Genomic DNA, 23,886 nt, shown 5'->3' with positions numbered 1-23,886 from the left:
CGCTACTCAGCCCCCCACCAGGCGTAGTAAGTCATACAACGAGGTTTCTCCATCGGCGTAGGCCTTCAGCCGTGCCTGCGCCTGGTCATCGGTGCCGGAGAGGCTGTAGCCGATGTAATCCAGCAATTGATATTCGCTACGTAATGACTGCAGTCGGCCGGCGTTGATAACGCCAACACCAGTCGGCACCAGCATGAGGGAGCCAGGATCACGACCCACCAGCAACACATAGGTGCCATTGGGCGGCAGATAGGATTTGTCGCCAAAGTAGCCAGGCAGATTGATATTCAGGCCCAGCTCGCCTTCGACTTCGATGCCCTGTGGCTGCACGGCATAGAGCCAGTTCGGCGTGGCGGCGACATGCCGGCGTACCAGTACATCATCGGCGCGCAGGAATTGCACATGCGCCAGGCCCTGGCGCCGCCGGTCGGCAAATGAGAGCTCGACGGCGGTTAAATCCAGACGCAGATCGCCGCTATCCAGTACCACTTCAGCCTGCCCGCTGGCGAGCGGGCGGTAGGGGACATCGGGGTTGATGCGGGCCAGCCGGACCAGTCCCACATCGTTGAAGCGGCCATCCTGCAGGCTGACCGAGTTGATGAATTCACCGTATTGTGGTCGCTCCAGATCGTTATTGACCCGCAACTCATAGCGGCCACCAGGCAGGTGTGGCGTGGTCGCACCAAAACCGAAGAAGTAGGCACCATTCCCGTCGGTACGGGTAGACAGTCCCAGGGCCGGCAGATCCACGCGCATGCCGGCCAGGGGCGCCATGCCGGTGTTCAGCACCACACCCTGCACCAGGGTTGGCGTGGGGCGAATCTGGAACTGGTATCGGCGAATGAGTTGTCCTGCATAGCTCACATCAACAAAGATCGTGGCGCCGTAGGCGAAATCACGTTCGGGTAAAAAGCCGACATTGCGACGGTCGATGGCCTGTGCCAGCCTGCCGGCCACGGGCTGCAGGTCGCGGTGGACTTCAATTGGCTCGATGTTGTCGAGCAAGGGGAAATCACCACCGGCATCCCGCGGCGGCAGGAAATCGAAGCCATGGACGGTTTCGCGTATCTGGATGTCCAGCTGGGTCATGTCCACAGGCCGGTTGAAGAACAATTGCACATCAGCCGTGGGAGGTACATCAGCCGCGGAGATCGCTGGTTCGCTGCGGCTGATGTCCAGCGGGATGCTGTCTTCGTTAATCAATGTGATCTGGGTGGTGGCGGCCACCAACACCTCGCCCTGGTCATCCTCGGCCACTGCTCGCAGTGTGCGGTTGCCGGCAAAATCCGCCAGCGGCAATTCGGCGCTCCACAGCTCGCTGCTGCCCGTGGCTGTCACCGCGGGCGCGTCGTCCATTTGCAACAGAATGCGGGCCGGGGTCAAGGAGCCGCTCAGCCGCACGGTGACCGTCAGCTGCGAGGTGGATGCTGGCAGGGTCAGGCTGCTGTCGGTGCGCGGGCGCACAAATTCCAAGGCGATATCTTGCCCCGCCTGGACATCATAGGATTCTTCGCTGCGATTGCCGGCCTGATCCCAGGCCACCAAGGTCAGCGTTTCGACTGTATCGGCAGCCAGGGTCACCTCATGCCGGAAGATAAATTCGTCATCATCGGTACCAGGTTCCAAAGCCACGCTGACGCCGTTGATTTCGAAGCCGGTCAGATCCGTATCACTCACCTGGCCGGTGAGCACCAACGGCTGCTCCAGTACGGTATTCACCGTCGGGGGTGCTTGTAGGGTATTGTCCAGGCGGATCACTGGCAGCGTGTTGTCCAGGCTGAGTTCCAGCACCTGCTCAGCGGTGCGGCCTGCGCCATCGGTCAGCGCCAAGCTAAAGCTGGTGGGGCTGCCATCGGGGTTCAGGTCAGCCATGGTCTGGAAGGAGCTGTCGAGTTGATCCTGTGTAGCCAGAGCCACCTGCGCGCCATTGATGGTCAGCGTTAGCGGGCCTACCTCGGCTATCACCCGGCCGTTGATCGGTACTGGCGTGGTATTGAAGACCCTTTGGGTGCGCGGCTCGGTCACCTCCAGCAGCGGGGCACCGTCTTCGCCACCGGCGCCATCCTCTTCACCCTGGAATATGGCCACGCTGGCCTCGTCACTGCCCCCGGGGCTGGTAGCCACCACGCGTAAAACGTTGACACCAGGTTCCAGCCTGAGCTGCTCAAACTGGAACAGATGCAGCGTATCGTCCGTCGCATCGGTGCTGGGAAATACCACCTGCGCGCCCAGCGTGAGGCGGATGTTGTCGCTGCTTTGCGATGAATACACCCGCCCGTTCAGCGAGATCTGCTGCTCTTGCGTGCGGGTACCCGGGGTGGGCGCGTCGATAAACACTTCGGGCACCGCCCCTGGAACCCGCCGGACGCTGACCTGTGCCTGACCGATGTTCCCGCCGCTATCTGCGGCGCGAACGGTGATGAGGTTGAATCCGGAGAGCAAGGGGAACTCCACGGTAAACCGCCCCTCGGCATCGAGGTTGGCCTCGACCTCCACACCCTCTACACGATCACTCAGGGCAACGATGGTGCTCACCTCGCCTTCGGCATCCACCGCCTGACCGGACAGGAACACCGTGTTCTGGCTGGTCTCCCGCTCGGCTTCGCCATCGATGCTCACGGTCGGGCCCAGCGTATCTGGCTGCGTGGTCAGTTCCAGCGCCGCCTCGCGATCTGCAAATCGGGTTTCGCGCAGACGCACCTGCCAGACTTCGGTGGTGCTGGCCAGTGGCAGACGCACGGCAAAGCGCCCCTCCGCGGGCCTAACGGTGGACTGATGGTTGGCGCTTTGGAACAGCAGCTCCAGCGTATCCACAGCATCAGCATAGGTCCCCGTCACGTCAGCATGGCCGGCTGCAACAATTTGCCGCCACTGGCCCGGGCTCACTTCCTCGGCACTCTCCAGGCTCAGCACCAAGGGCGGCAATGGCAGGAACTCGAGGGGGTCGGAAAGCGGACCTTGAACGGTTTCGGTTTCACCGCTGAAGGGGTTGTCGAAACGGCGAATGGTCGCCACGGAGTACAGGTAGCGCTGGCGCCAGTCCGGCGTGGTATCGGTGTAGGTGTTGTCGGCAACCGTCGCCAGCAGCTCTGACGGCACTGCGTCCTGCTCGCGGTAGATGCGATAAGCGTCCACCTCCGGATTGACGGCCCAGTTCGCTACGGCATCAGGGCCATCGCGAACCAAGGTCAGCTCCTCTACGGCTTGGCGGTTGTAGGCGATAAAGCCCTGCGCTGCTTCGCTGGGCAGGCTTTCGCGACCGGCTGCATCCACAGCCGTGATCCGATACAGGTAGGCGCCACCATTCACAACGGTGGTGTCCACGTATACGTTTTCCGTAACGGGGCCGGGCGTTAGACGCTGCTCATCAGCCCCTCCGGCGGGTTGCCGGTAAACATGGAAACCCGCCACCACTGCCGGGTCGGGGTGTTCCGACCAGGAGATTTCCAGAGCCTGGTCCTGAACCGCCACTGAGGGTGCTTGCGGGGTTTCCAGCCGATCACGGGTAGCGTCGTCCGGGTAGGTGTCGTCGGCGTTATCCACCCCGTCCCCGTCGCGGTCTGGGTCACTGTTGTCGCCGATGCCGTCACCATCCAGGTCTGCGGACTCGGTGGGGTCATCCGGGAATACATCGGCATCGTTGTCGACGCCATCGCCGTCGCGATCCGGGTCACTGTTGTCACCAATACCATCGCCGTCGAGGTCGGTGGACTCATTCGGGTCATCGGGGAAAACGTCCGCGTCATTGCCGACGCCATCGCCATCGCGGTCGGGATCACTGTTGTCGCCGATGCCGTCGCCATCCAGGTCTGCGGACTCGGTGGGATCATCCGGGAATACATCGGCATCGTTGTCGACGCCATCGCCGTCGCGATCCGGGTCACTGTTGTCGCCAATGCCGTCGCCGTCGCTGTCCTGGCTTTCCGTGGGATCATCCGGGAAGGCGTCTGCAGCATTCGGGACGCCGTCGCCATCGCGATCAGGGTCACTATTGTCACCAATTCCGTCCCCATCGCTGTCGCGGCTTTCGCTGGGGTCATCGGGGAAGGCGTCGGCGGCATTGGGTACTCCGTCACCGTCACGGTCGGGGTCCGAATTGTTGCCAATTCCATCCCCATCACTATCCAACCACTCGCCAGGGTTGTCGGGGAAGGCATCCACTTCGTTGTTGACACCATCCCCGTCGCGATCCTCGTCCTGGTCGTCGGGGATCCCGTCGCCATCGAGGTCATCAGCAACGACCGTGATGCTCACCGTGGCCGGGTCAGATTCGAATTCGGCGTCGCTAACGGCAAAGTCGAATTCATCCTCCCCATAGAAACCGGGATTAGGGGTATAGATCAGCTCTGGAGGTGTGCCGGAGAGTTCGCCGTTCTGCGGAGCACTGAGCAAGCGATAACTCAAGGCATCAGCATCAGCATCATTACCTGCCAGGATCAATGGCAGCGACTGGTCCTGGTTGGTTTGCAATGACTGCGCCTGCGCCTGTGGGCGCCGGTTGGGCTGGATGACCTGAATCTCGAAGTTTTGTATCGCGCTGAGACCGGCCTCATCTGTGGCGCTGATCGATACCGAGACCACACCCACCTGCCCCGCTACCGGCGTCCACAAAACCTCCCCAGTCATCAGGCTGATGCTCATTCCCTGCGGAGCATCGAGTAACTCATAGCTGACGCTCTGATTGGCAGGCTGGGTAATCGCATCAGCCAGATATCGATACTGCTGATCGACGAAGGCGGTGGTCGGCGGATCGGTGACAAATTCCGGCGCTTCGCGGCCAACGCCGGTATAGGGTTCAAAGGGTACATGCGCCAAGGACATGGTCCCGTTCCAGCTTTGACTGACGATGGTGCCGTTCAGTGCTCCCTGTGGCTGACTGATATCCGCTCTAGGCGCCAGCACAGAGCCCTGAACGTCTACCCCGCGCAGCTCCAGAGTGGTCGCCTGATAAAAGTTGAATACCGTACGTTCGCGATGTGCGGTCAGGCTACCCAGACCCATGTTGGTAAGGCCCGTTTGTTCGCCGTCGATATTGAACACAATGTGAGCGTTCTCAGGAATGCCGCTAAGCGCAAAGGTGTGAGCCGTTAGCACCTCGGCGCCTGACAACTCGAAAATCTGCAAATCGGACGCGCCGTCCCCGCTGAGGGACAGACCACCAAAAGAGAATTCGGCGCTGCCATTGGCCGGCAAGGTCGCCAACCAGTCTGCGAGTGCGAGGAGCTCGGACTGGGTGTCCTCGATGTCCAGAGGCAATGGCGCGTACTCCAGAATCTGTGCTCCAGGCGCCATACCGTTGCGCACAGGGTCACCAATGTCCGCAGCACCACCCGCGACGATATCGCCTACATAAACCCTGCCACTGGAGAAGCTGATGTCGCCACCGGCGACTAGCGTCGCCCCTGGTGGGTCATCGGTAATGCGGTCGGCCACACTGTAGTTGTTGATCGAAAGATTCGCACCGGCAAACAAACGCCCTTCGGTTTTGGACGATGTGGCCGAAAAACCCTCAAACACCAAGGCGTTGTAATCTGCGGCGGCCCCCAGGCTGAAGTTTGCGACAACCCCGGCCGGCGGTGGCTCTGGTTCATCCGCAATTTGCCGGCTACCAATCTCCAGATAATCTAGAACATAGGGCGACGCGCCATCCGCCCCATTTACGTTGATGATCACCTCCATGTCTGCCGCGCCAGGCCCCAAGGCCGCCACCGCAGCTGCTGTCAGCGCGAACTCAAAAGTTACGAACTCCCCTTGCTGGCTAAAGCTATGCTGACCGAGTGCCTCCCACCACAGAGATTGCGATGGCCTGCGCAACACGACGTCGATGGTTCCCGGCCAGCCGTTTTGATCAGCCGGCAGGCGCGCCCGCAGTCGCAGTAGGTCACCATTAGCTGCGCTTATTCCAAACTGGGCAGGGGCAAAGGCAGTGCTTGTCAGACGGGTATAGCCACTGATGGGAACAGCCAGCGCCTTTTCACCTTGCAGCGCATCTGGGACGGACACGGCATACAGCGCATCCCCGTCTGCCGACCACAAATCAGGGTTTTCGAAGCCCAATAGTTCCGCATAGGCCGGGTCGTGAATACCGATAACAAAGCTGCGCTCCACATCAACACCGCCGACCCGAGCGCGCGCTGTAACAATACTGCTGCCGCCAACAGCTCCCAATACCGTCCACGTGCCATCACCATTGCTCGTGAGCGCAAGCAATGCCTGGTCATAACCGACGAGTTCTGTAGCGACCGGCCACCCTGCGGGGGCGTAGAGGCTGCTGGGAACACCGACATCGACAAACCGGGGGTTCCACTCCCCCAACTCGACCGGCGCCGGCGCTGGATCAGGACTGGGCTCGGGGCTCGGTGTGGGCGTTGGCGGGGGACTGGCACCAGGAACGCGGATATGATCCAGCAGCCAGGGGTCTGGTGCTGAATTGGCGTTCAGGTTGAGAATGATCTCAACTTGGGATGCCGATGGCAGGGCGTTTTTTACCGAGTCACGCAACTCGAAGGTGTGCGTAACGTATTGCCCTTTGGCTGAACTAGCAAGCTGGATACGATCGTGAGCCTCCCACCATAGTCCGGCCTCCGGAATCCGTATTACCAACTCGATGTAGCCAATCCACGCGGAATGGCTAGCAGGGATATACAGGTCGACCTGCAGTTGCTCTGGGGACTGACCTACAACGAGATCGCTGCCCACACTAAATGCACGGGAACGCACGGACACGTAGCCGCCCATTGGGACGGCCAGCGCAGCAGCCCCTTCAGTAACCGGCGAACTGACATTACTTAAAGACGCCTGGGAGCTGCTCCAGTCGCTTGCATCCTCGAAGCTCGCCGCAGGTTGAGCTTGCGCCGATGGGACCCCACTACCTATACACACGGCCAGGCAGAGGACGAGCCTGCCCCACTGGCTTAGCATGCCTGCGACGGTAGAGAGCCCCTGGTTCTTCACGGCTGTACAGCCTCCCGGTAAATCACCCGGGCCTGCATAAGCACCTCTGAGGACAAGACTTTGACGGACTCCCGCATCCTTTGCGCGGCAAGAATGCGGCGAATCTCGTCACGGACCTCCTCCAGCGGAGTCGCCGGCAGTTCTTGTACGGCCGTCACGCGCAAACGATGTGCGCGCCCATCCACCATCACAACGCCGCTGACAGCATCTGCCCCCAGCTTACGCAGTGCGCTCGCCAAAGCCGGCTCCAACTGCGGCCCATCACTACGGCCGCGACCATGCTCCAGCCACTGTGTATGGCCTTGCGCATAGTCCGACCAGTCGGCCTGCGCGCCGGCTACAGCCAGCCGCTGCAGCGCAGACGCACGATCCGCGTCACTTAGGCCCGAATGCAAGCGCAGGTACTCGTATACCTTGACCTGTTCCTGGCCGAAACTCTTCGGATGGGCCTGGTAATACGCTCTTACCTCATTCGCCGTCACCGGGGCGATAACCGCATGTTCCCGCAGGTAATCCTCAACCAGCAGTTGTACGCGGTAGGCTTCCACTTGTTGGTCAATGCGTCGCAATGATCGCTTGTCAAGCTCTTGTAACCGGCGGTCGGCAATGGCTCTACCGGCAACCAGCGACTCGAGCACCCGGCGTTGTACGCTGTCATCTGCGACCAACGGAGCGGTCTGGCCCAGCATCCGATTCACTTCATATTCGACGTCCGCCTCAGTCACCGCTTTTCCGTTAACCATCGCGAGAGCATCCTCAGGAGGTTTAGCTGCCGCAGTCTGTGCAGCCGGTTCCGGATCGCTGCAGGCTGCGAGCAGCATGGCCGCTGCAATCATTCCCAGGCCTGTCATTGCGCGGCCTCAGCATCAACATCGGCTTTGACAATCTCGATCTGGCCCAATAAGCGCGCGATTTCCTGCTCCTTTGCTTGAGCCCGCAGCTGATGACGGATGTTCCCCTTGACAGCGGCGAAGGGCTGACGGATGACCGACGGCGCCTCCAGAACCTTGATGACGTGGTAGCCAAAGGTGGTTTCAAAGGGCTCGCTGATTTCACCGGGCTGCAGACTGAATGCCATCTGCGAAAACGTTGGACTGATGGCCCCTTCGCGCAGCCAACCGAGATCGCCACCATTTTTAACTGAGACCGCATCCTCGGAATAAGCGGCTGCGACTTCGGCAAATTCGTCTCCACGGCGCAGAAGTGCGTGTGCTTCACGCGCGGTTGTCAGCCGAGCCTGCCGTTCCTGCTCGTTCATCGTGCGATTGAGCCGAACCAGAACATGCGCAACGCGCACCTTGCGTTGCGCAAACTCTTCGGGGTGGTTGTCGAAATAGCTGCGTATCGCCTGGTCATCAACGACGGAGTTCAGATGCCGTTCGAAGTAGCGACTGATGATCACTTCGCGTCGCAGATCATCCAACTCAGCCTGAACCGCTGCCGCATCAAAGTCCTTCTGACTGCTGATAATGCGGGTCAGGGCCTCCCGCTGAAGGTAGTCATCGAGCATTCGCTGCCGTTGCCGCTCGGTGCGCGGCTTGAGGTTCTTGTACTGCAGATGTCCCGCGAAGAGTTCTTCCGGCACAGCGTCCCCATTGACCACCGCCACATGCCCCTCCGGGACACCCCCACCGGGAAGCCAGGACTCCAAACGGCTGCAGCTACTGCATGTCAACGCGAAGGCCAAGGGAATTAGAAAAGATAACTTGCGCATAACATTCTCTCGGTCTTAATCAAGTTGGCTATCGGGAGCAGCCTGAAGGCGTCCCGGCTGGATAAAGGAGTTGGCGGGGTCCAAAACCACCACGCGATCGTCGGCAAAGTCGAGGAATGCCCCCCCGTCGACCACCAGTTGCTCGAACACGTGGACGCCAATGAGGTCTTGACCCACCACACCGCTCAAGCCACCGGCGGTACTGCGTATAGTCAGGCTGCTGGCATCGTTGTTTACAACCTCGAACAAGGGAGCATCGGGATCGGCCGCCTGCAGACTGACCTGGCGACCCACCAGACCGTTGTCCAGCACGCCGGGAACATCCCAGCCGGCATTGGCCACCTCTATGCGCCAGAGTGAGTTGCCCAGGTCGCTAACCGCAGTAATCGGACGGCGCCCCATTGCACGGACTGGCGTCGATCCCGTCGCGGCGAATGTGCCCTGGTTGTCGACCACCAATCGGCCCGCAAGCGCGGGGTCAAGCGCGCCCACAAAGACAGTTCCGGCTGCACTGCCGTTTGCCCTCAGAGTTTCGTTGAAGCCACTGCGGTCATCAGCTCGGATGACGATGCGGCCACCGCCTCCATATGCGCTTTGCGAAGTTGCCTCGATGATGGGAGCGCCGCCCAGTAGCCGGGCTTCAATACGGATACTGCCCCCAGCGCCGCGATCGGAACTAGCCCGCACAGCGCCTTGCAGTTGCACGCTATCTGCCATGATCGAAACAGAGCCCCCGCCCAGATAGCCGTAGTACCTCCAGTTTCCGCTCCAGCTATAGGTACGCTCATCACCCTGCCCATAGGTGGTAGCCATGTCATAGCGGCCGTGCGCACAGTTATCTCCGGCGATGAAGCCGGCATGTGAGCGCAACTGCCCCGTACCCACGCAGGGCGGGAACGGGTCATGTTGCACACTGGCAACGCGGGATAGATCGATCACGGATGCCGCATCGACGAACACGGTTCCACCCGGGGCTGACAACTGGAAGCTTGGGGTGGCAAGAGCGCGGCCGAGCAGTGGCGAGCCATTGTAGGCAGAGACGTCCGTTGCCAGCAGAACCACGTTGGAACTATCTATCTGCGTACTCGCCAGGTGTACCTGACCGGTTTGTCCATCGAGCTGAATGAAGGGCGCTGTGATTTTCTGCGCGTCAAAACGTGCTCCGCTGCTACCCAGCAGGTTGCCGGAGACGATCAACTCACCCTCGGCACGGAGCTCGGAATCGCGCTCCGCAAGCAACTGGCCGCCACCTTCAACGATGATGTCGGTTGCCGATACCGACACTCCATCATCTAGATTCAGATCCGTACCGGAGATCAGCACACCGGCGGTCATCTCAGCCTGGCTCGATAGTTGGACGCCGCCGGTGATGATTGCTTCATCGTCAACCCGCAACCTTGCCCCATCGCTGGCAAACAGCTGGCCGTTAAGGTAGAGGTCTGCTGCTTCCAGAGTCGCGCCGTTGACACTGAGGTCAAACTCGGTGGTCAAAGAACGATCCACCCGCAATGCACCGGAGCCGGAAATCACTGCATCCTGTACCGTGGCATCCCCATAGACGTTCACGCTGCCCGATAGGGTGCTTATGCCACCACTGACGTTGAGGTTGCCGTAGATCGTCAATTGAGGCGACACACCGCAACCAGCGCAATCGACGCTTACAGAGCTGGCCGTGAGGTCGCCGATGTAGACCTGCATGCCGTCGCCTTGCTGAAGGTATTCACCGATATCGGCACTCTGATCAGAGCGAAGCATCCGTATCGGCGCGAGCTCACCGCCCAGGTCGTACTCGTCTTCAAGCCAGGTCAGTTCGCGGACGTTATCGAAACCGACAATGTCGAAGGAACCCGCGTATATCTGATCCATGCCACCGATTGAGCCGCCTTCAGCCATGGTCAAGCTATCCAACCGCACCACGCCAAGCATGTTTCCGCCCACGTAGGCACCCAGATCCTGGATGGACTCCACAACCAGCGAGTCAGCCGTGTTGTCCAGAATCTCGAGTATCGGCGCATTGGGATCATAGGCGTTCAGGCTGACGAACTGTCCTATCAGGCCGCTCTCCCAGGCGGCACGGTTTGCAACCGGCCAGCCAGGGAAAGTGTAGGAAACAAGGCCCTCACCAAAGTTTCGAATCTCGCTTGCATGGAGCACCCAACGATCATCCCCCAAAGGCTGAGCGCTATCGATGCGTGCAAAACCCACCTGGCCAAGCGGTGTGGGCGCCGGCCCGAAACCAGACGAGCTACCCCCACGCCCAATAATCAAATCACCGTAGGTGTTTTGCGGACCATAAAGATAGACGGTACCGGGTGAGCCGTCTGGCCCTGATTCCGGGTCGAACAAACTGACACCGGCTTCAGCGCTGAACTGCATTGAGACAGATAGTGATCCGGCAGTGCCGGTGTAACGTGAGTACATCACGGCAATCCGTCCGCCCGCCGAGGGCCCACATTCGCCGCTCAGTGCACCATCAGCAGACAACTCGCCGCTGCCATTGATATCGCCCACCTCTAGTAGGAGTGAACCACCAGCGCCGCCGTTGCAGCCAAACCCATCGCTCACCACAGGTTCGCCGTCGGCGCGGATAACGCCGTCGATCTGGGCGCGCGCCGCAACAATTCTCAATGCGCCACCACCAAGGCCGCCTTCGTTTGCGCCCGGAAACAGCGGACGTCGGAAGTTGCCGTAGGCGTCGTTGCCACCACCGTGGTCGCGGGTGGAGCGTATATCCAGAGCATGTTGCGCGACCCGCAACTCAGCCCCGGCTTCAATGATTAGCTCATCCTTGAGCACCAGCTCACCGAGTGGCGTGCCGGTATCGCCAAACTCGACATAACCGTACTCATCGACGGCGGGCGGCTGCCCGGTGATGACCAGACCACCGCTCGCGATGCGCAAGTGGTTCAAGGGCAAAGATGGATCGATGAGGTACAGCACGCCACCCGCAGCGACCTCAACGTTCGCGAAGCGGTAGCCGTCGTCAGCGGTCTGCATATCGCTGACGGTGATCGCCCGCTCACCCCATTCGCCAACACGGATTACTCCCGAATCTTCCGCCAGAACTTCGCCCGAGCTACCCAAACGCGCCTGAACCGTTAATACCTCGCCCACGTTGGCCGTGGCAGGAATGCTTAGCAACACCTGGTGATCGAAGCTGCCGGCGCTGTCACTGAGATCAATCGCCAAGGATTCCAGGATGTCCCCGCCTCTGAGGAGATCGATGTCCAGTGTCTGCAACTGACCAAGGTAGTCGACCCCTATCTGGACAGGGATTTGCTCGCCCACCGGAATACCGTAGTCGGGCAGCGCCAAGGCGAGTCGGGGCGGTACCAATGGGGGATCAATACGTACGCTGATCGGTTCAGAGCCGCTGGAAAAGTAATCACCAGCTTCCTCGCCACCGAATACATACTCAGCACCGTTGAATACGTCGTTGGCGGAGTCCGTCGCCAAAACCCGCATTGTGTAGTCGCCGGTGGGCAGATTCGCACCTACGTAGGCCGGCAGCCGGAATCGCCAGCTGTCAACCGTCAGGCGGCCATCCCATTCTTCCAACCAGAGCCCACCGCTTTTCTCAAAGTCGGCAAATCGCTGCTGGCCAATGGTCGCGACCCGCTCACCCGAATCGTCGAACAGAACCAAGGCAAGATCGACCACGTTGCGCCCCGGATCGGACACCGCCACCTCAATGTGCCGTTGGGAACCCTGAGCCAGGATCAGTGCGTTGTCATCATCCTCAACTCGCAATATCGGTGCAGGGTCAGCGACAACCTCAATAGGCACGGAGTAGAAGGCGTCGTCACTCGGCGTGAGCAGCTCTAAATCCAGAGTACTAGTTCCGGTTTCCATACCGGTGTTGCCAAGCACGTCCCAGAGCAAGGCCTCCAGGAAGAAATCCGTATCTTCCGAAGGCACTCGGAAGGTCTGGCCATCCGCCGTCTCCAAGGTGCCATTACCGTCGCCCAGATACCAGTATGCTTCGAAGAAGTCTTCGTCATACCAGCTTTCCACCACGGTATCCGTGCGGAAGCGTATGTCCGTTCCGCCGAGTGGGAAGCTGAAGTTGGTGTTGTAGACAACGGGCTCGGCAAGCGGAGGCACGAAGATGACTGAATTGGGCAACTCCCACGGTTCGGTACGCGGCGCCACATCCAGGTTCAAGTCGTATTGCGTGATCCGTGGGGCAAATGGATTCGAAGTCTGTTCCGTTACGACAACCGACAGCGTCTGGCCGGCACCAACATCCCCTTCGCGCAGTCCATAGCCGGTTTGAGCACGCACAGAACGCATCTGCCGGTCGCGCTCCATGATCGGCCAGCGGCGTTCAGCATCCTGGGCGAGCTCCGGCAGGTACTCATAGGCCTCGCATTCCGCCGGGCCGGACGGGCCTCCACTGGTCGCCAGCACAGCCTCACGCGCCCACCAGGCGAAGCCATCGCGGACGTAACCACGCAGATACCCTTCCTCCAGCCATTCATGGGTTCGGTAACTGCAGGAATAACGCAGCACGCCGGCTTGCAGTTGTCCGGACTCGATGACAAACGACGGATCAAAGGCTGCCCCGAAATAATTGGCCAGCGCCTCAAAGTCCGCTCCTTCGAAGTCGAATTCATCGCCATCTGAGTCGCCGTCGTCAAAGCCAAAGCCACGGCCTTCTTCCAGCAAGAAGTTTCGGAAATCCTCTGGAGCAGCGGGGTCGCCACCAAAGTCATCAACGTACAAGGAGAACACCTCACAATCCGGCGAGTCCGTCAGGGGCCACTCCGCCTCTCCATTGGCCGACCGATGGGCCGCACTTCCGAACTTATCGGCATCCGCATCGTATTCATCGTCACCCGCCAGATAACCGGCAATGTAGCCCTCGAAATAAGCATCTGTTTGCAAGGCGGTGGCAAAGGCAGAGTAGCTCTGCCCCGCGGTTTCGCCGAAGAAATAGATGTCTTGATTGGCCCCATATTCATAGCCATCGGCGAAACCACCTTGGTAGGCAGCAACAGGGTTGTCGCATGCAGCCGGGGTCTGCAGGCCCGGTGGCACGCCGTTGACCAAGTAGGCCACGGAGAGCGTATTGCCGCCGGGGTCCGTTAGCTCTTCGGGCAGCCGTAGCGCATCGCCAACGCTCAGGGCCACACTGCCTGGTGGGTTAGTGAAGGCTGGCGGCGGATCCGTTACAGGTACGACGCGATGCTCGAAGGTGGTTATCTCGGTCGAGCCCCAGGTCTGCACATCGACGGCAAACTCGCCCATGGTCGAAGCGAGCGCCGGGCCGACAATCTCAACTCGAAGAGTCTGCACAAACCCAGATTCATTTTCTTCGATCGCGAAGGGCAGCGCCACACCGTCCAGACGCAGTTCGAGTATCTGCTCTACCGGCACATCGGTATTGAGTTCGAACCAGAGCACTGTCCGGTCTACACCCGCGTACAGGGCTTGGGTCGGGACCATCGGCATCAGCGCAAACTCGCCCTGGGCTCCGTCATCGGGCGGCGACACGACCAGGTTCACCGATTGCGAAGCCGACCCGAGGTTGACTTGAACAATGGCCTCGCCGACTGCGGCCACCTGCAAGACACCATCGGGAGAGACGCTGGCGACGGCGGGGTCATCAACGGAGTAGTTCGTCCCAAATGCCCCAGAACTGACGTTCAGGGTGTAGTCGACGCTGTCGATTAACAACTGTGCCGTTACCTGCAGTGCGACGGGTACGGGATCAGGCCCGAAGGTGACGACCACCGCTGCAGGGCTCACAAACAGCTGAGTCACGTAATCGGCCACAGCCGCGCCAAACTGTACGGGCGAACTGCCGATGCCTACTTCAACACCATCATCCAGGCCATCCGCGTCGGTATCCGCAAGTAAGGGATCACTACCATGGGTACTGACTTCGACACCATCCGGCAATCCATCGCTGTCGCTGTCGGCTCCCTCAGGGTCGGTTCCCAGCGCGAGCTCCTCGCCGTTGGAAAGGCCATCGCCATCACTATCCTCATCAATATCCGCAATCCCGTTGCCATCGGAGTCGATACGGCCTGGGTCTAGACCCTGTGCCAATTCGAAGGCGTTATCCAGGCCGTCGTCGTCAAGGTCTCCCGCAGCAAGGAGTGCGGTGCGCTGGACGCAATTTGCCGCAAAGATTGGGCTCTCCGGAGTGCCGCTGAGGGTAAGGACCAAGGGCATGCCATCCGTAATTTCACCCGCTGTAGTCAAATCGGCCGAAACGCCATTGCTCCAATCAAAGACAACGGTCGTGGCTGGTGGTACATCGGATTGATCGCATCTAACAAAATGTTCAATCTCGGCGTCCAGATCAGCGCAGGATTCGCCCCACCACAGATAACCTGTTGACAGTTGGCCAGGGTGGACATCAGGCGCAAAGGTCAGCGGCGGAGCCAAACCATGCTCGGCGATGAAGTAAGGCGATTCAACCGCATCCAGACGCAAATCCGGGGCGCGCGTGTTCAACTCCTGCGCCAGTACTGAGTGCCGGGATTCCTGGCTGATCAGACTGGATTCATCCGTACGGACCAGCACTTCGTGCCCAAGGGGTACGGGTGTAACCGGGAGGAAGCTGACTAGGTCCTGATCGACCACAAATGCACCCTCGAGCAGTTGATCTTCAGTTGCGTCAAACACCTGCAGTGGGAAGGTACCCCCGGCATCCTCAACCGCCTCCGTGAATCGCAGTTGCAAGGGTGCGGTTTCGGTATCTGCGACTCTCGCAAAGCGCAGCTCAGCTATCGCTGGCGGGCGACGCAGGAACTGCATGGTCTCTTCAATCACCGGCGCGCCACTGAGCGACGCGTCCGGGGTCACACCGAGGGTGACCTCCTCCACGGCGGTGGTATACACCGCAAACTGCGCTTGGCCATGCTCGACCAGGATCACGGGATCGAGGGCTTCTACTGGTTCCAGCTCCTTCCCGGGATCGGCACAGAGGCTTTGGAGCTGCAGATCGGGCAATTCGACGTCGGCACTGGCCAGCAGCGCCTGCCCGTTCACGGCCAACGTTGCCTCAAGTGGCGCGGCGCAAACGGTGGTATTGCCAAAGCGGTCCACCATGTTCAGGTCGAATATCACCGCATCAGCGGATTCGAGCACATTGGCGCGGCCAGGCGCCATCTCGCGCAGCCCGGACTGAACCAACCGCAACGCAGCTGGAGCCCCGGCCACCACTTCAAGCCGCAGCTCAGCCAGGTCGCAACCTTCCTGACAGAAGCTTAATCCGGCGCCCGCGGGGTCAAACAATTCGATGGCATAGTCGTCTGCACGGGTACTGGCCACGATGGGCAGGCTTGTTTGGCCACGCGTGATCTCAACAACCGCTTCCTCGCCCACCAGCTGGTTGTCGACGTAGAGTTGACGCACGCTGACACCATCCGCCACCGGGAAATGAAACTCCGGATGCGCAATCCTCAGCCCGATGCTGAGCGGTGCATCCAGCGTGGCCGGGTTCCCGGCCGCATCCACTGCCAGCGCCTCCACGGTGAATTGGCCCTGGGCGACGACGCGGAAGCTATCGCCAGTACCCGCTGCACATGAGCCGGGGCCGTCGTCAGCCGACAAGCTGAGCTGAATACGCTCGCTACGGCCCGGGTCCACCCGCAATGGCCGCACGGCGCGCAACGAGTTTTCCAGAACAAAGCCACCGTCCGAGTAGGTTTCAGCAACCAACCAGTAGGAGCCGGCCGGAATTTGAGCGACAGCATAGTCGTAGAGGGCGAGACCACTACTGCCCGTCAACGCCGAACCGATCCGTGCCACACCCCTACAGGACGCACTGGCGGATTCGGGAACAGCAGCAACCGACACCAGGCACCAGGCAACGGGCACCCGCTCCACCGGGCGGCCACTGCGATCGGTGAGCAATACCTGCGAGCGCAGGGTGTCACCAATGGCCACAACATCGGCATCCAGCGAAGGGTCACCATCCGGATTGGCGTAGGCAATGTGGTGGGGTAATTGCGACAGCGAGATGCTGTACACCTCACTCTCATCCGTTTGACCCAGGCCGTCGGTCAAACGAATGCTGAACAACAGCTCAGGATCATCGGCGTTGCGCAATTGGCGCTGAATGGTCGAGTTGAAGGTATTTCTGAACCCTGCCAGACCCTGGAGAAGCTTGATTATGCGCTTCTGCCCGTTGTGCTCCACCAAATCCACGGCCAGTTCGCCATTGCTGTCATCGGCCGCGAACAAACCCGAGATTTGCAGGTTGAGTCGTGCATCGAAGAATCCGCTGCTGGGCGCCACAATGTTCAGTTCAGAGGCATCCGGTGGCAGGTCAGGGACAACGTTCACATCCAGCCGCTGTTCAACGCTCTGACCCTGGCTGTCTTCGGCGCGGACGATCAACGGCACCACCAGGGCTGAACCGATACGTTCGACTCTTGGGTCCTGGATGTTACGGCTCAACGAGGCCACAGCCTGATCAGAAACAAGCGCTGGGATTACCTGCTGCTCGCCGTTCCAGATAATTGTCCAGCGGGCGATACCAAAGTCGTCTTCGGCTCTGGCGCTCAGATTGAACCGTGATTGCTCGCGCACGGTAGCCGGGCTGGCACCGAGCTCGGTTATCTCTGGTGGCAGATCACGTCCTGCCGTGAAACTGGCGCTCACTCTGCGCTCATTGCCACTGTAGTCAATGATCTGAGCCTCGTAGCTGTACTGCTCACCGGTCACGGGGTTGGCCTCGGTGTAGAGCAGGTCATCACCGTCGAGGGCGACCGCCACAATCAGACCATTGCGACGCAGGAAGGCGATCTCAACCCCGCTGCCGGTATCCTCAAGCACGGTCCTTACCTGGAAGGGCTGGCCGCCTACAGGCGCTCCGTCTTTTAGCACCTCGGGTGGCTGCAAACTGATTTCTCCGTCCGGCGCGAAGGGATCAGTCAACCGCACCACATCCTGTGGTGTGGACTCGACCACATTGCCATGCACATCCACGGCGCGGGCTTTCAGAAAACCTGTGTAGCCAAACGGATAGCTCTTGTAGATGACGTAGTCCGGACCGAAATGGCGCGACATCAATTGATAGGGCCCGTCTAGGGACGTCGACTCATAAAATTCCACCTGCTCCACAGGCTGGGAACTGTCGATGACCAGGGCCCGAATCTCCATTGGCCGCGGTACATAGCGGTTGCGGATCAGTTCATCGACAGCCAGGCGCACCCTGAATGCATTGCTGGGCAGCCCCTCCCCTTGCAGTACCACTCGACGTGGCTGGGACTGAATGATGTCGCCATTGATCGTTTGTGCTTCGACCTCGATGTCGAAGGGCTGGCCATTCCGTAGGAAGGCGGGCACATTTACCGCGGTCGAGAATGGCGTTTGATAGGACTGTGCGACCACACGTCCGCCAATCCGATAACGCACTGCCGCCAGACCGGCGGGGTCGGTCAGCCGCAGATGAATCTGCTCGTTCTGACCAAATACCTGGCCAGACCGGGGGCTGCTTAGAGAGGGGTCTCCACCCAGCGTGGCCGGGCTCCACTCAAGGATCGTTGCGCCACGTCCAACGGTGCTGACAATGGCGCGATTGTCCGCCAATGCCGCTGCATCCACCTCACTTTGGACGACGAAGGGTTGACCCACTTCCTGCCAGCCCAAGGTATCAACCAGACGCAATTCAGATCCTATGGCAACCTGGATCTTACCCGAGTTCAGCGCCAGTGCAGTGATGTCCTGAGCAAACACCATGATGTCGCCGGCGAGCTCGAATAAAGACAACCTATGCAGCTCGTCGGCGATGGCGTAGTACAGGTAATCCGAATCGGCTTGCAGATGCCTGATCGGCTCTGTGGCGTTAATCAGGCGGACGATCTCAGCCTCTGCAGGTATAAACGGCGGCGGCGGGGCATCGACCCTGTAAAGCCCGCCATCTGCAGTCGCCGCAAAAATAATCCCGCCCGCTGTGGCGAGAGCGGTAATGGGGTTGCCGTCGCCCACGCTCAGACTGCTTTGCAGGCTTGGATCTGCACGACTGGCAATCTGCAGCGTGTTGCCGGCACTCACCACCACGCCGGTGTCGCTCAGCGCAAGCCGCTCATAGGCAAGGCCCGAAATCACCGGCTGGCGCGGGGCACTGGTTAGTACCACACGTTCGGCATTGGGTTGTAACAGGTACCCAATGCCCATTGCCGCTTCCACAGCCGTGGCTGACTCTTCGTAGGCCGCAGCCGGAATTACCCGCTCTTCCCACCCATTCTCTGCAGTAAACCGGTACTCCAGAGCGCCATAGAAGTCGGCAGCGGCGAAGTATCTGCCAGCGCTGGCTGCCACATCCCGCAAAATTCCCCGAGGACGCGAGGTTTGGTATCTCACCGTAGCTGCACCCGCCGGGTAAACCACCTGCAACTGACTGGCGCCGGTGTAGACCGAGCCCGCAAGCAGTCGCGCCGCACTGACATCAGCGGGAAGTGCAACGCTGAAGCCACCCACACGTTGCGGCTGTTGCGGGTCGCGCAGATCCAGAACCTGTACCCGGTCCTCGGCGGCGGACAAGGCCAACACCCAGCCCTGCAGCGCAATCAACCGGTCAGCCCGGACATCCAGATCAAAGCGCTGCTCGCTACCGTCATCGCCGACCACCCACACACGGCCCTGGGGGTCCGTTAGCAGGTTGTGTTCACGCAACCGAACCGTGGCGGTAAACCGACCTTGACGAGAACGGCTGACGTGCAGACCTGTACCGCGGGATTCCAATTGGAGCCATCCGCTGCTGCCCAGTACGAACCAGCCCCCTTCGATGGGCGCCATGTCCACAACCCCACCCGTAATACCGGTTGATCCTCCGGTGATCTGCGTCGGCTCAAAGGTGTTGCCACGCACCCTTAAGGCCTGCAGAGTGCCATTCAGGGCAATGAGCGCTTCATTACCCCGGATTGCCACGTGGCTGACGCGCGCATTGAGTGCATAAGTCGCCTCACGCCGGAAGGGATTATTGGGATCGGCAGGGTTCACCACTACCAGCCCTATTCCATCCAGCGCCAGGACCAAGCGCTCACCCAGATGGGCCATGGCGGTTATCGGTCCATCAGCGGTATACATCACAGCCCCCGACAGATCCATCAGATGGCGATCGCGAGCCAGGTAGGCCCCACCGACCAAGGGCAGCGCTGTATCAAAGGATGGTGCCGACGCGGCCTGAATTCGCAGGGTGTCGATGATGTCAACACCGTACTCCTCGCGTTGGGTATTCCCGTAGATGTCCGTTAGTTCTGCGACGACATTCAGCCTTTGGCCCGGACGGTTCGGCACCACCATTTGCAGCGAGTCTGAACCACTGGACAGGAGCACACCATCAGCATCGTAAACGGCAAGGGACGCTGTGACCTCAGCGCTTTCCAGGTCAGCATGACTGAGCTCCAGCAGACTACCGGCCAGCGATTGCGCCGTAAGGCCCTGCACGTTCATTCGGGTGGCGTTAAAGCGAGGCACCAACCGCAGCAGACGAAGATCTTCGCTGTAGTTGAAGGCTGCACCGTAGTAGGCGCGGATAGCGAGGCGCAGGCTTTCAGTCGCCTCGGCCGCAGGCGCACGAATGCTCAGCACCCCTTCCGCGTCGCGCAGCACAAGCCGCTCCAGGAGTTGCTCGTTGAAGTCCAGAAGTCGGACCTCTACATAGCGCAAATCCCCTGCGTCATTGCTGGCCCGGTAGCGAACCGTGAAGGGCTCCGCCTCCGTTACCGTCGCATTATTGGCCGGAGTGACGATGCGCAGCACTTCATCGCCCACGGCATTGGGCTGCACGCTCAGAATATGACCGGAGATGACCTGACCGTCCGCAACACGGTCAAAGCTATCGGTATCCGCCGCCGGCACCGTACGCCAGACTGCGCCCTCATAGGGTGATACCTGGCCAGCGACATAAATGGCGTCCGTAGCGACGATGGCCTGTTCACGAACGCGGCTGTCCGGTGACAGCGGCAAACGATGCAGGATGTGGGCTCCAGCAGCCACACTGGCACCGTCAGCCGGCACCGTGGTGTCTCCGAGCACGCGGGAAGCCGCGTCCGGGACATGGATAAAGGTGCTGCTATTACCGGCGCGGTCGATGCGGACAATCCGCAACTCGTTGCCGTCCAACTCCTTGTAGGGAACGAAAAGGATCGGCTCGCCATCGAGCCAGGTGGGCTGATACGCCAGCCGGCGAGCGTTTTGGTCGCCGACAAATAGGCCGACCCCACCGCTTACTTCCGTGTCCTCGATGCCATGTACCGCGACGCCGGTGGGCAGATCAACGGCGCTTAGACCACTGAACGCCGGAGCGCCCTGGGCCTGGAAGGAACGCCGCCACAATTGACGATCTGCACCATCAAATCCGTAGAGGCCATCACCACCCATACGGATTTTGGTCATGTCCTCGCGCAATATCCCGACCAGTTCGCCCTGGAGATAGGCCTGCCAGCTTGGGCCCAATTGCGGATCATCCAGATTCAACCACAGCAACTCACCATCGAAGCGATGATCGATAAGCTCAGGCGCCAACGGCACCCGATACCGCTCCAGCAACCCAGCAAGCAATTCAAAATCGAACCCAATCAACTCCGCATCGGCCTGAACCACAATGCGCTGGCCAGATGCCATCACAGCGCGGCCATTGGCAACGGGGAAATAAGCCAGAACTTCAGCGCGCGGGAGGCCCTCCCCGACGGCCTCCAGAACGTACAGCCCGGTCTCCGTGAGCAGAACCAGCCGATTACCCGTCACGGCGGTACTGACCCAGGGCTCATCGATAGAGATTCCTGCGGCATCCAACAGGCGGGCGTCGGCAAACAAGTAGGGGCTGACCAATCGGCCGTGGCGTAGCCACACCCAGTCACCGACGGCCCCCAGGTATTCCCCGGCCAGGGGCAGCGCCACCGGCTCTGTCAAGCCCTGTGCATCCAGCCGCCATGTCTGCAGCAGGTCTTGACCCGCATTGCGCACTGCCGCTACAAGCATGGAGCCAGTAAAGCTCAGAGACATCAGTTCTCCGTCGCCCTCTGTCACCAACCCGGATGGACCGTGGACCCCATAACCACCGCCATCACGATTCGTCGCGTAGTAGAGCGAATCCTGCCCGGAAACGGCACCTGGAAGAATCGTCATATCCGCCAGCCGCTGTGCAGGATCCGTAATGCCGACCAGAACCTCGATACCGCGGCGCAAATAGGGTTGCTTGCTCAAATTACGCTCGGTGATGCGCTCATTCTGTGAGCGATCACGCAAAAATGCGCGCAGAAGGATGTCATCCCCATCATTGCTTAGAGGTACGCCGCGTGGCCCCTGGTTGATCGGGAGTGTGAGGGACGGCGTGGTATTTGCCGGATCGTAGAATGCGACGGTGGAGGACGCATCGAAATCCTCCATTTCTTCCGGTGCGCGAACCTCAACCCAAAGTTCCGTTCCTCCCAGGACGCTGAGATCGGGCCGGAGCAAAAACTCCGGATCCTGCTCCACCCCGGCGTCCTGCAGGACATTGAGGAAGAGACGGTCCCTGAGGGCACCGGACTGTACGCGCGCGATGACAACGGCGTTGTCTTCCAGAGCCGGCATCACCGCTTCGACAACAATGCGCTCAGGATCCTCTGGCCCGTGACTGATAGCGATCGGTTGTGGATTGGCGGGGTCGTCAACGACGCCACCGATGTCGAGATAGAGCTCCGCTTGATCCACATTGTTGATCAACAGCTCCAAAGCCACGCTCTCCCCTTCCCGGAAAGTGGATCCATTGCTCGGTGCGACAAACTCCAGGCGAGGCTCGCCCAGGCTTGCGTCATAGGGCTGCAGCGTGACACTGCGCACCGGGCTGACCAGCTCATTGGAGTCCACCGCGCGGGCGGAAACGGTGATCGGGTCGGCGGATTGAGGGGTGAAGCGGAAGCGATTCGCCGGCTGAATCGCGTTGAAGCCCGCACCGTTGAGGTCGACTTCCACTCGCTCCACACCATAGCGGTCGAAGGACTGCAGCAGAATGTCCACGGGGTCACCGATCGGAACCTGATCGCCATCGGCTGGCGATACGATGTTCAGTGTCGGTGGCGTCGCGTCAAGGACCAGCGGATAGGCATCATCAGCAAATACTTCGCCGATTCCAAAATCAAGGCGCAGACGAACCGGGACGAGGTCGCCATCCACATCGCGCAGTTTGGGATTGAGGTAGGACAAGGACGTCGTTGCCTGATCCGCTGCCAATGGCTGCACATTGACTGGGAACCAGCGATCAAATACGCGCATTTCCGCGGATTGGACCAGATCGACGTCACCGCTGAAGTCGAAGCGGATATCCGCCCGTGTGATCTCTTCTACACTGCCGGGCACCGTGTACACGGGCTGAATGAAGAACTGGGGATCGGTCACCGCCACATCGAACCGCTGACGCGCAATTCGCGTAGCACCATCGCGTGCCTGCAACAGCAAGGATAGGGCCTGGGTACCGGCCCGGATAGGCACCTTGAACTGACCGTCCTTAACCTGCTTCCAAGCCCCAAAAACCACCCCGCCGTCTTCCGACAAGCGGTATTCGAAGCTAATACTTTCTGCTGGCGAGACGTTGTCTTCTGCCCCGGGACGGAAGGTGTATTCCCGGCCACGGGTCAAAACCATGGCCGCGTCAACCACCTGATCATCCGCAGCCCGCACCAACCCCAAACCCCGTGGCGCCAGGGTGTCGGCCGTCAAAACCGCCAGCGTGAAGTTTCCTGCCAGGAGCATATTGCCGTCGTCGGCGGCCAGGTTGCCCGCTGCGTCACGGACCGTGCCAAGCCTAAAGCGATAACGGCGATTGTCTTCCAGGGGCAGTCCTTGCTCCTGCCCCAGAGATAGGGAATTCCCGTTGCTGCTAAGAACGAATTCGTTGCTTAAATCCAATGCTGGCGTGCCACTGTAATCCAGCACATCCACTTCAACCTGAGCGGTGCCGTCTACTGTGACGGGCTCATCGAAGACCAGCCGTAGAGGCTCGCCCGCGCTCGGAGCCTCCACTGACAGCAGTCTTGGAGCCGTATCGTCGACGACGGTAACCAGATCGGGCGAGATTACTTCGTCTCTGGTCGCGGGGCGCGCCATGGCAACGCGATATTGGCGCCCCGGGACGCCTGGCGGGCTGACGAAGCGCACATCGCTTTCGCTGACGCTGATCGCAGCGATACGGTTCAGCTCATCAAGAAGGACTTCCTGGCCATCCTCCACCCAGTAGAGCCTGAGCTCACCGTCAAAGCCCTGCCCTTCCAGGA

Annotated in this window: 4 protein-coding genes (1 of these 4 only partly in view); all 4 read right to left on the bottom strand. The window is 60.4% G+C overall.

The window, feature by feature from the left end; translation table 11 throughout:
* Window positions 1-6: 6 nt before the first annotated feature.
* On the bottom strand, window positions 7-6,726 hold the full coding sequence (locus tag KI787_01040) for a choice-of-anchor A family protein (GenBank protein MBV6628514.1): 6,720 nt from the start codon (window positions 6,724-6,726) through the stop codon (window positions 7-9).
* A gap of 224 nt (window positions 6,727-6,950) precedes the next feature.
* Window positions 6,951-7,805: a peptidyl-prolyl cis-trans isomerase gene (locus tag KI787_01035; protein ID MBV6628513.1), complete on the bottom strand. Its 855-nt coding sequence runs from the start codon at window positions 7,803-7,805 to the stop codon at window positions 6,951-6,953.
* The gene (locus KI787_01030) at window positions 7,802-8,668 is read right to left on the bottom strand and encodes a peptidylprolyl isomerase (GenBank protein ID MBV6628512.1); all 867 of its coding nucleotides are present in this window, start codon (window positions 8,666-8,668) and stop codon (window positions 7,802-7,804) included. Before KI787_01030 ends, KI787_01035 begins: the two co-directional genes overlap by 4 nt.
* Window positions 8,669-8,683: 15 nt before the next feature.
* Window positions 8,684-23,886: the 3' portion of an IPT/TIG domain-containing protein gene (locus KI787_01025; GenBank protein ID MBV6628511.1), read on the bottom strand. 22,855 nt of this gene lie beyond the right edge of the window; only the last 15,203 of its 38,058 coding nucleotides appear in the window; its start codon lies off the right edge, out of view; it ends in the stop codon at window positions 8,684-8,686.

Source organism: Oceanococcus sp. HetDA_MAG_MS8 (assembly GCA_019192445.1).
In the GTDB taxonomy this organism is placed as follows: domain Bacteria; phylum Pseudomonadota; class Gammaproteobacteria; order Nevskiales; family Oceanococcaceae; genus MS8.
Note: the sequence above shows the minus strand (reverse complement) of the source record. Positions and strands in the feature narration are given on the sequence as shown.

Excerpts from the sequence above, each read along its gene's own strand:
- KI787_01035 (MBV6628513.1), bottom strand. The coding sequence starts at position 7,805 with ATGACAGGCCTGGGAATGATTGCAGCGGCCATGCTGCTCGCAGCCTGC.
- KI787_01030 (MBV6628512.1), bottom strand. The coding sequence starts at position 8,668 with ATGCGCAAGTTATCTTTTCTAATTCCCTTGGCCTTCGCGTTGACATGC.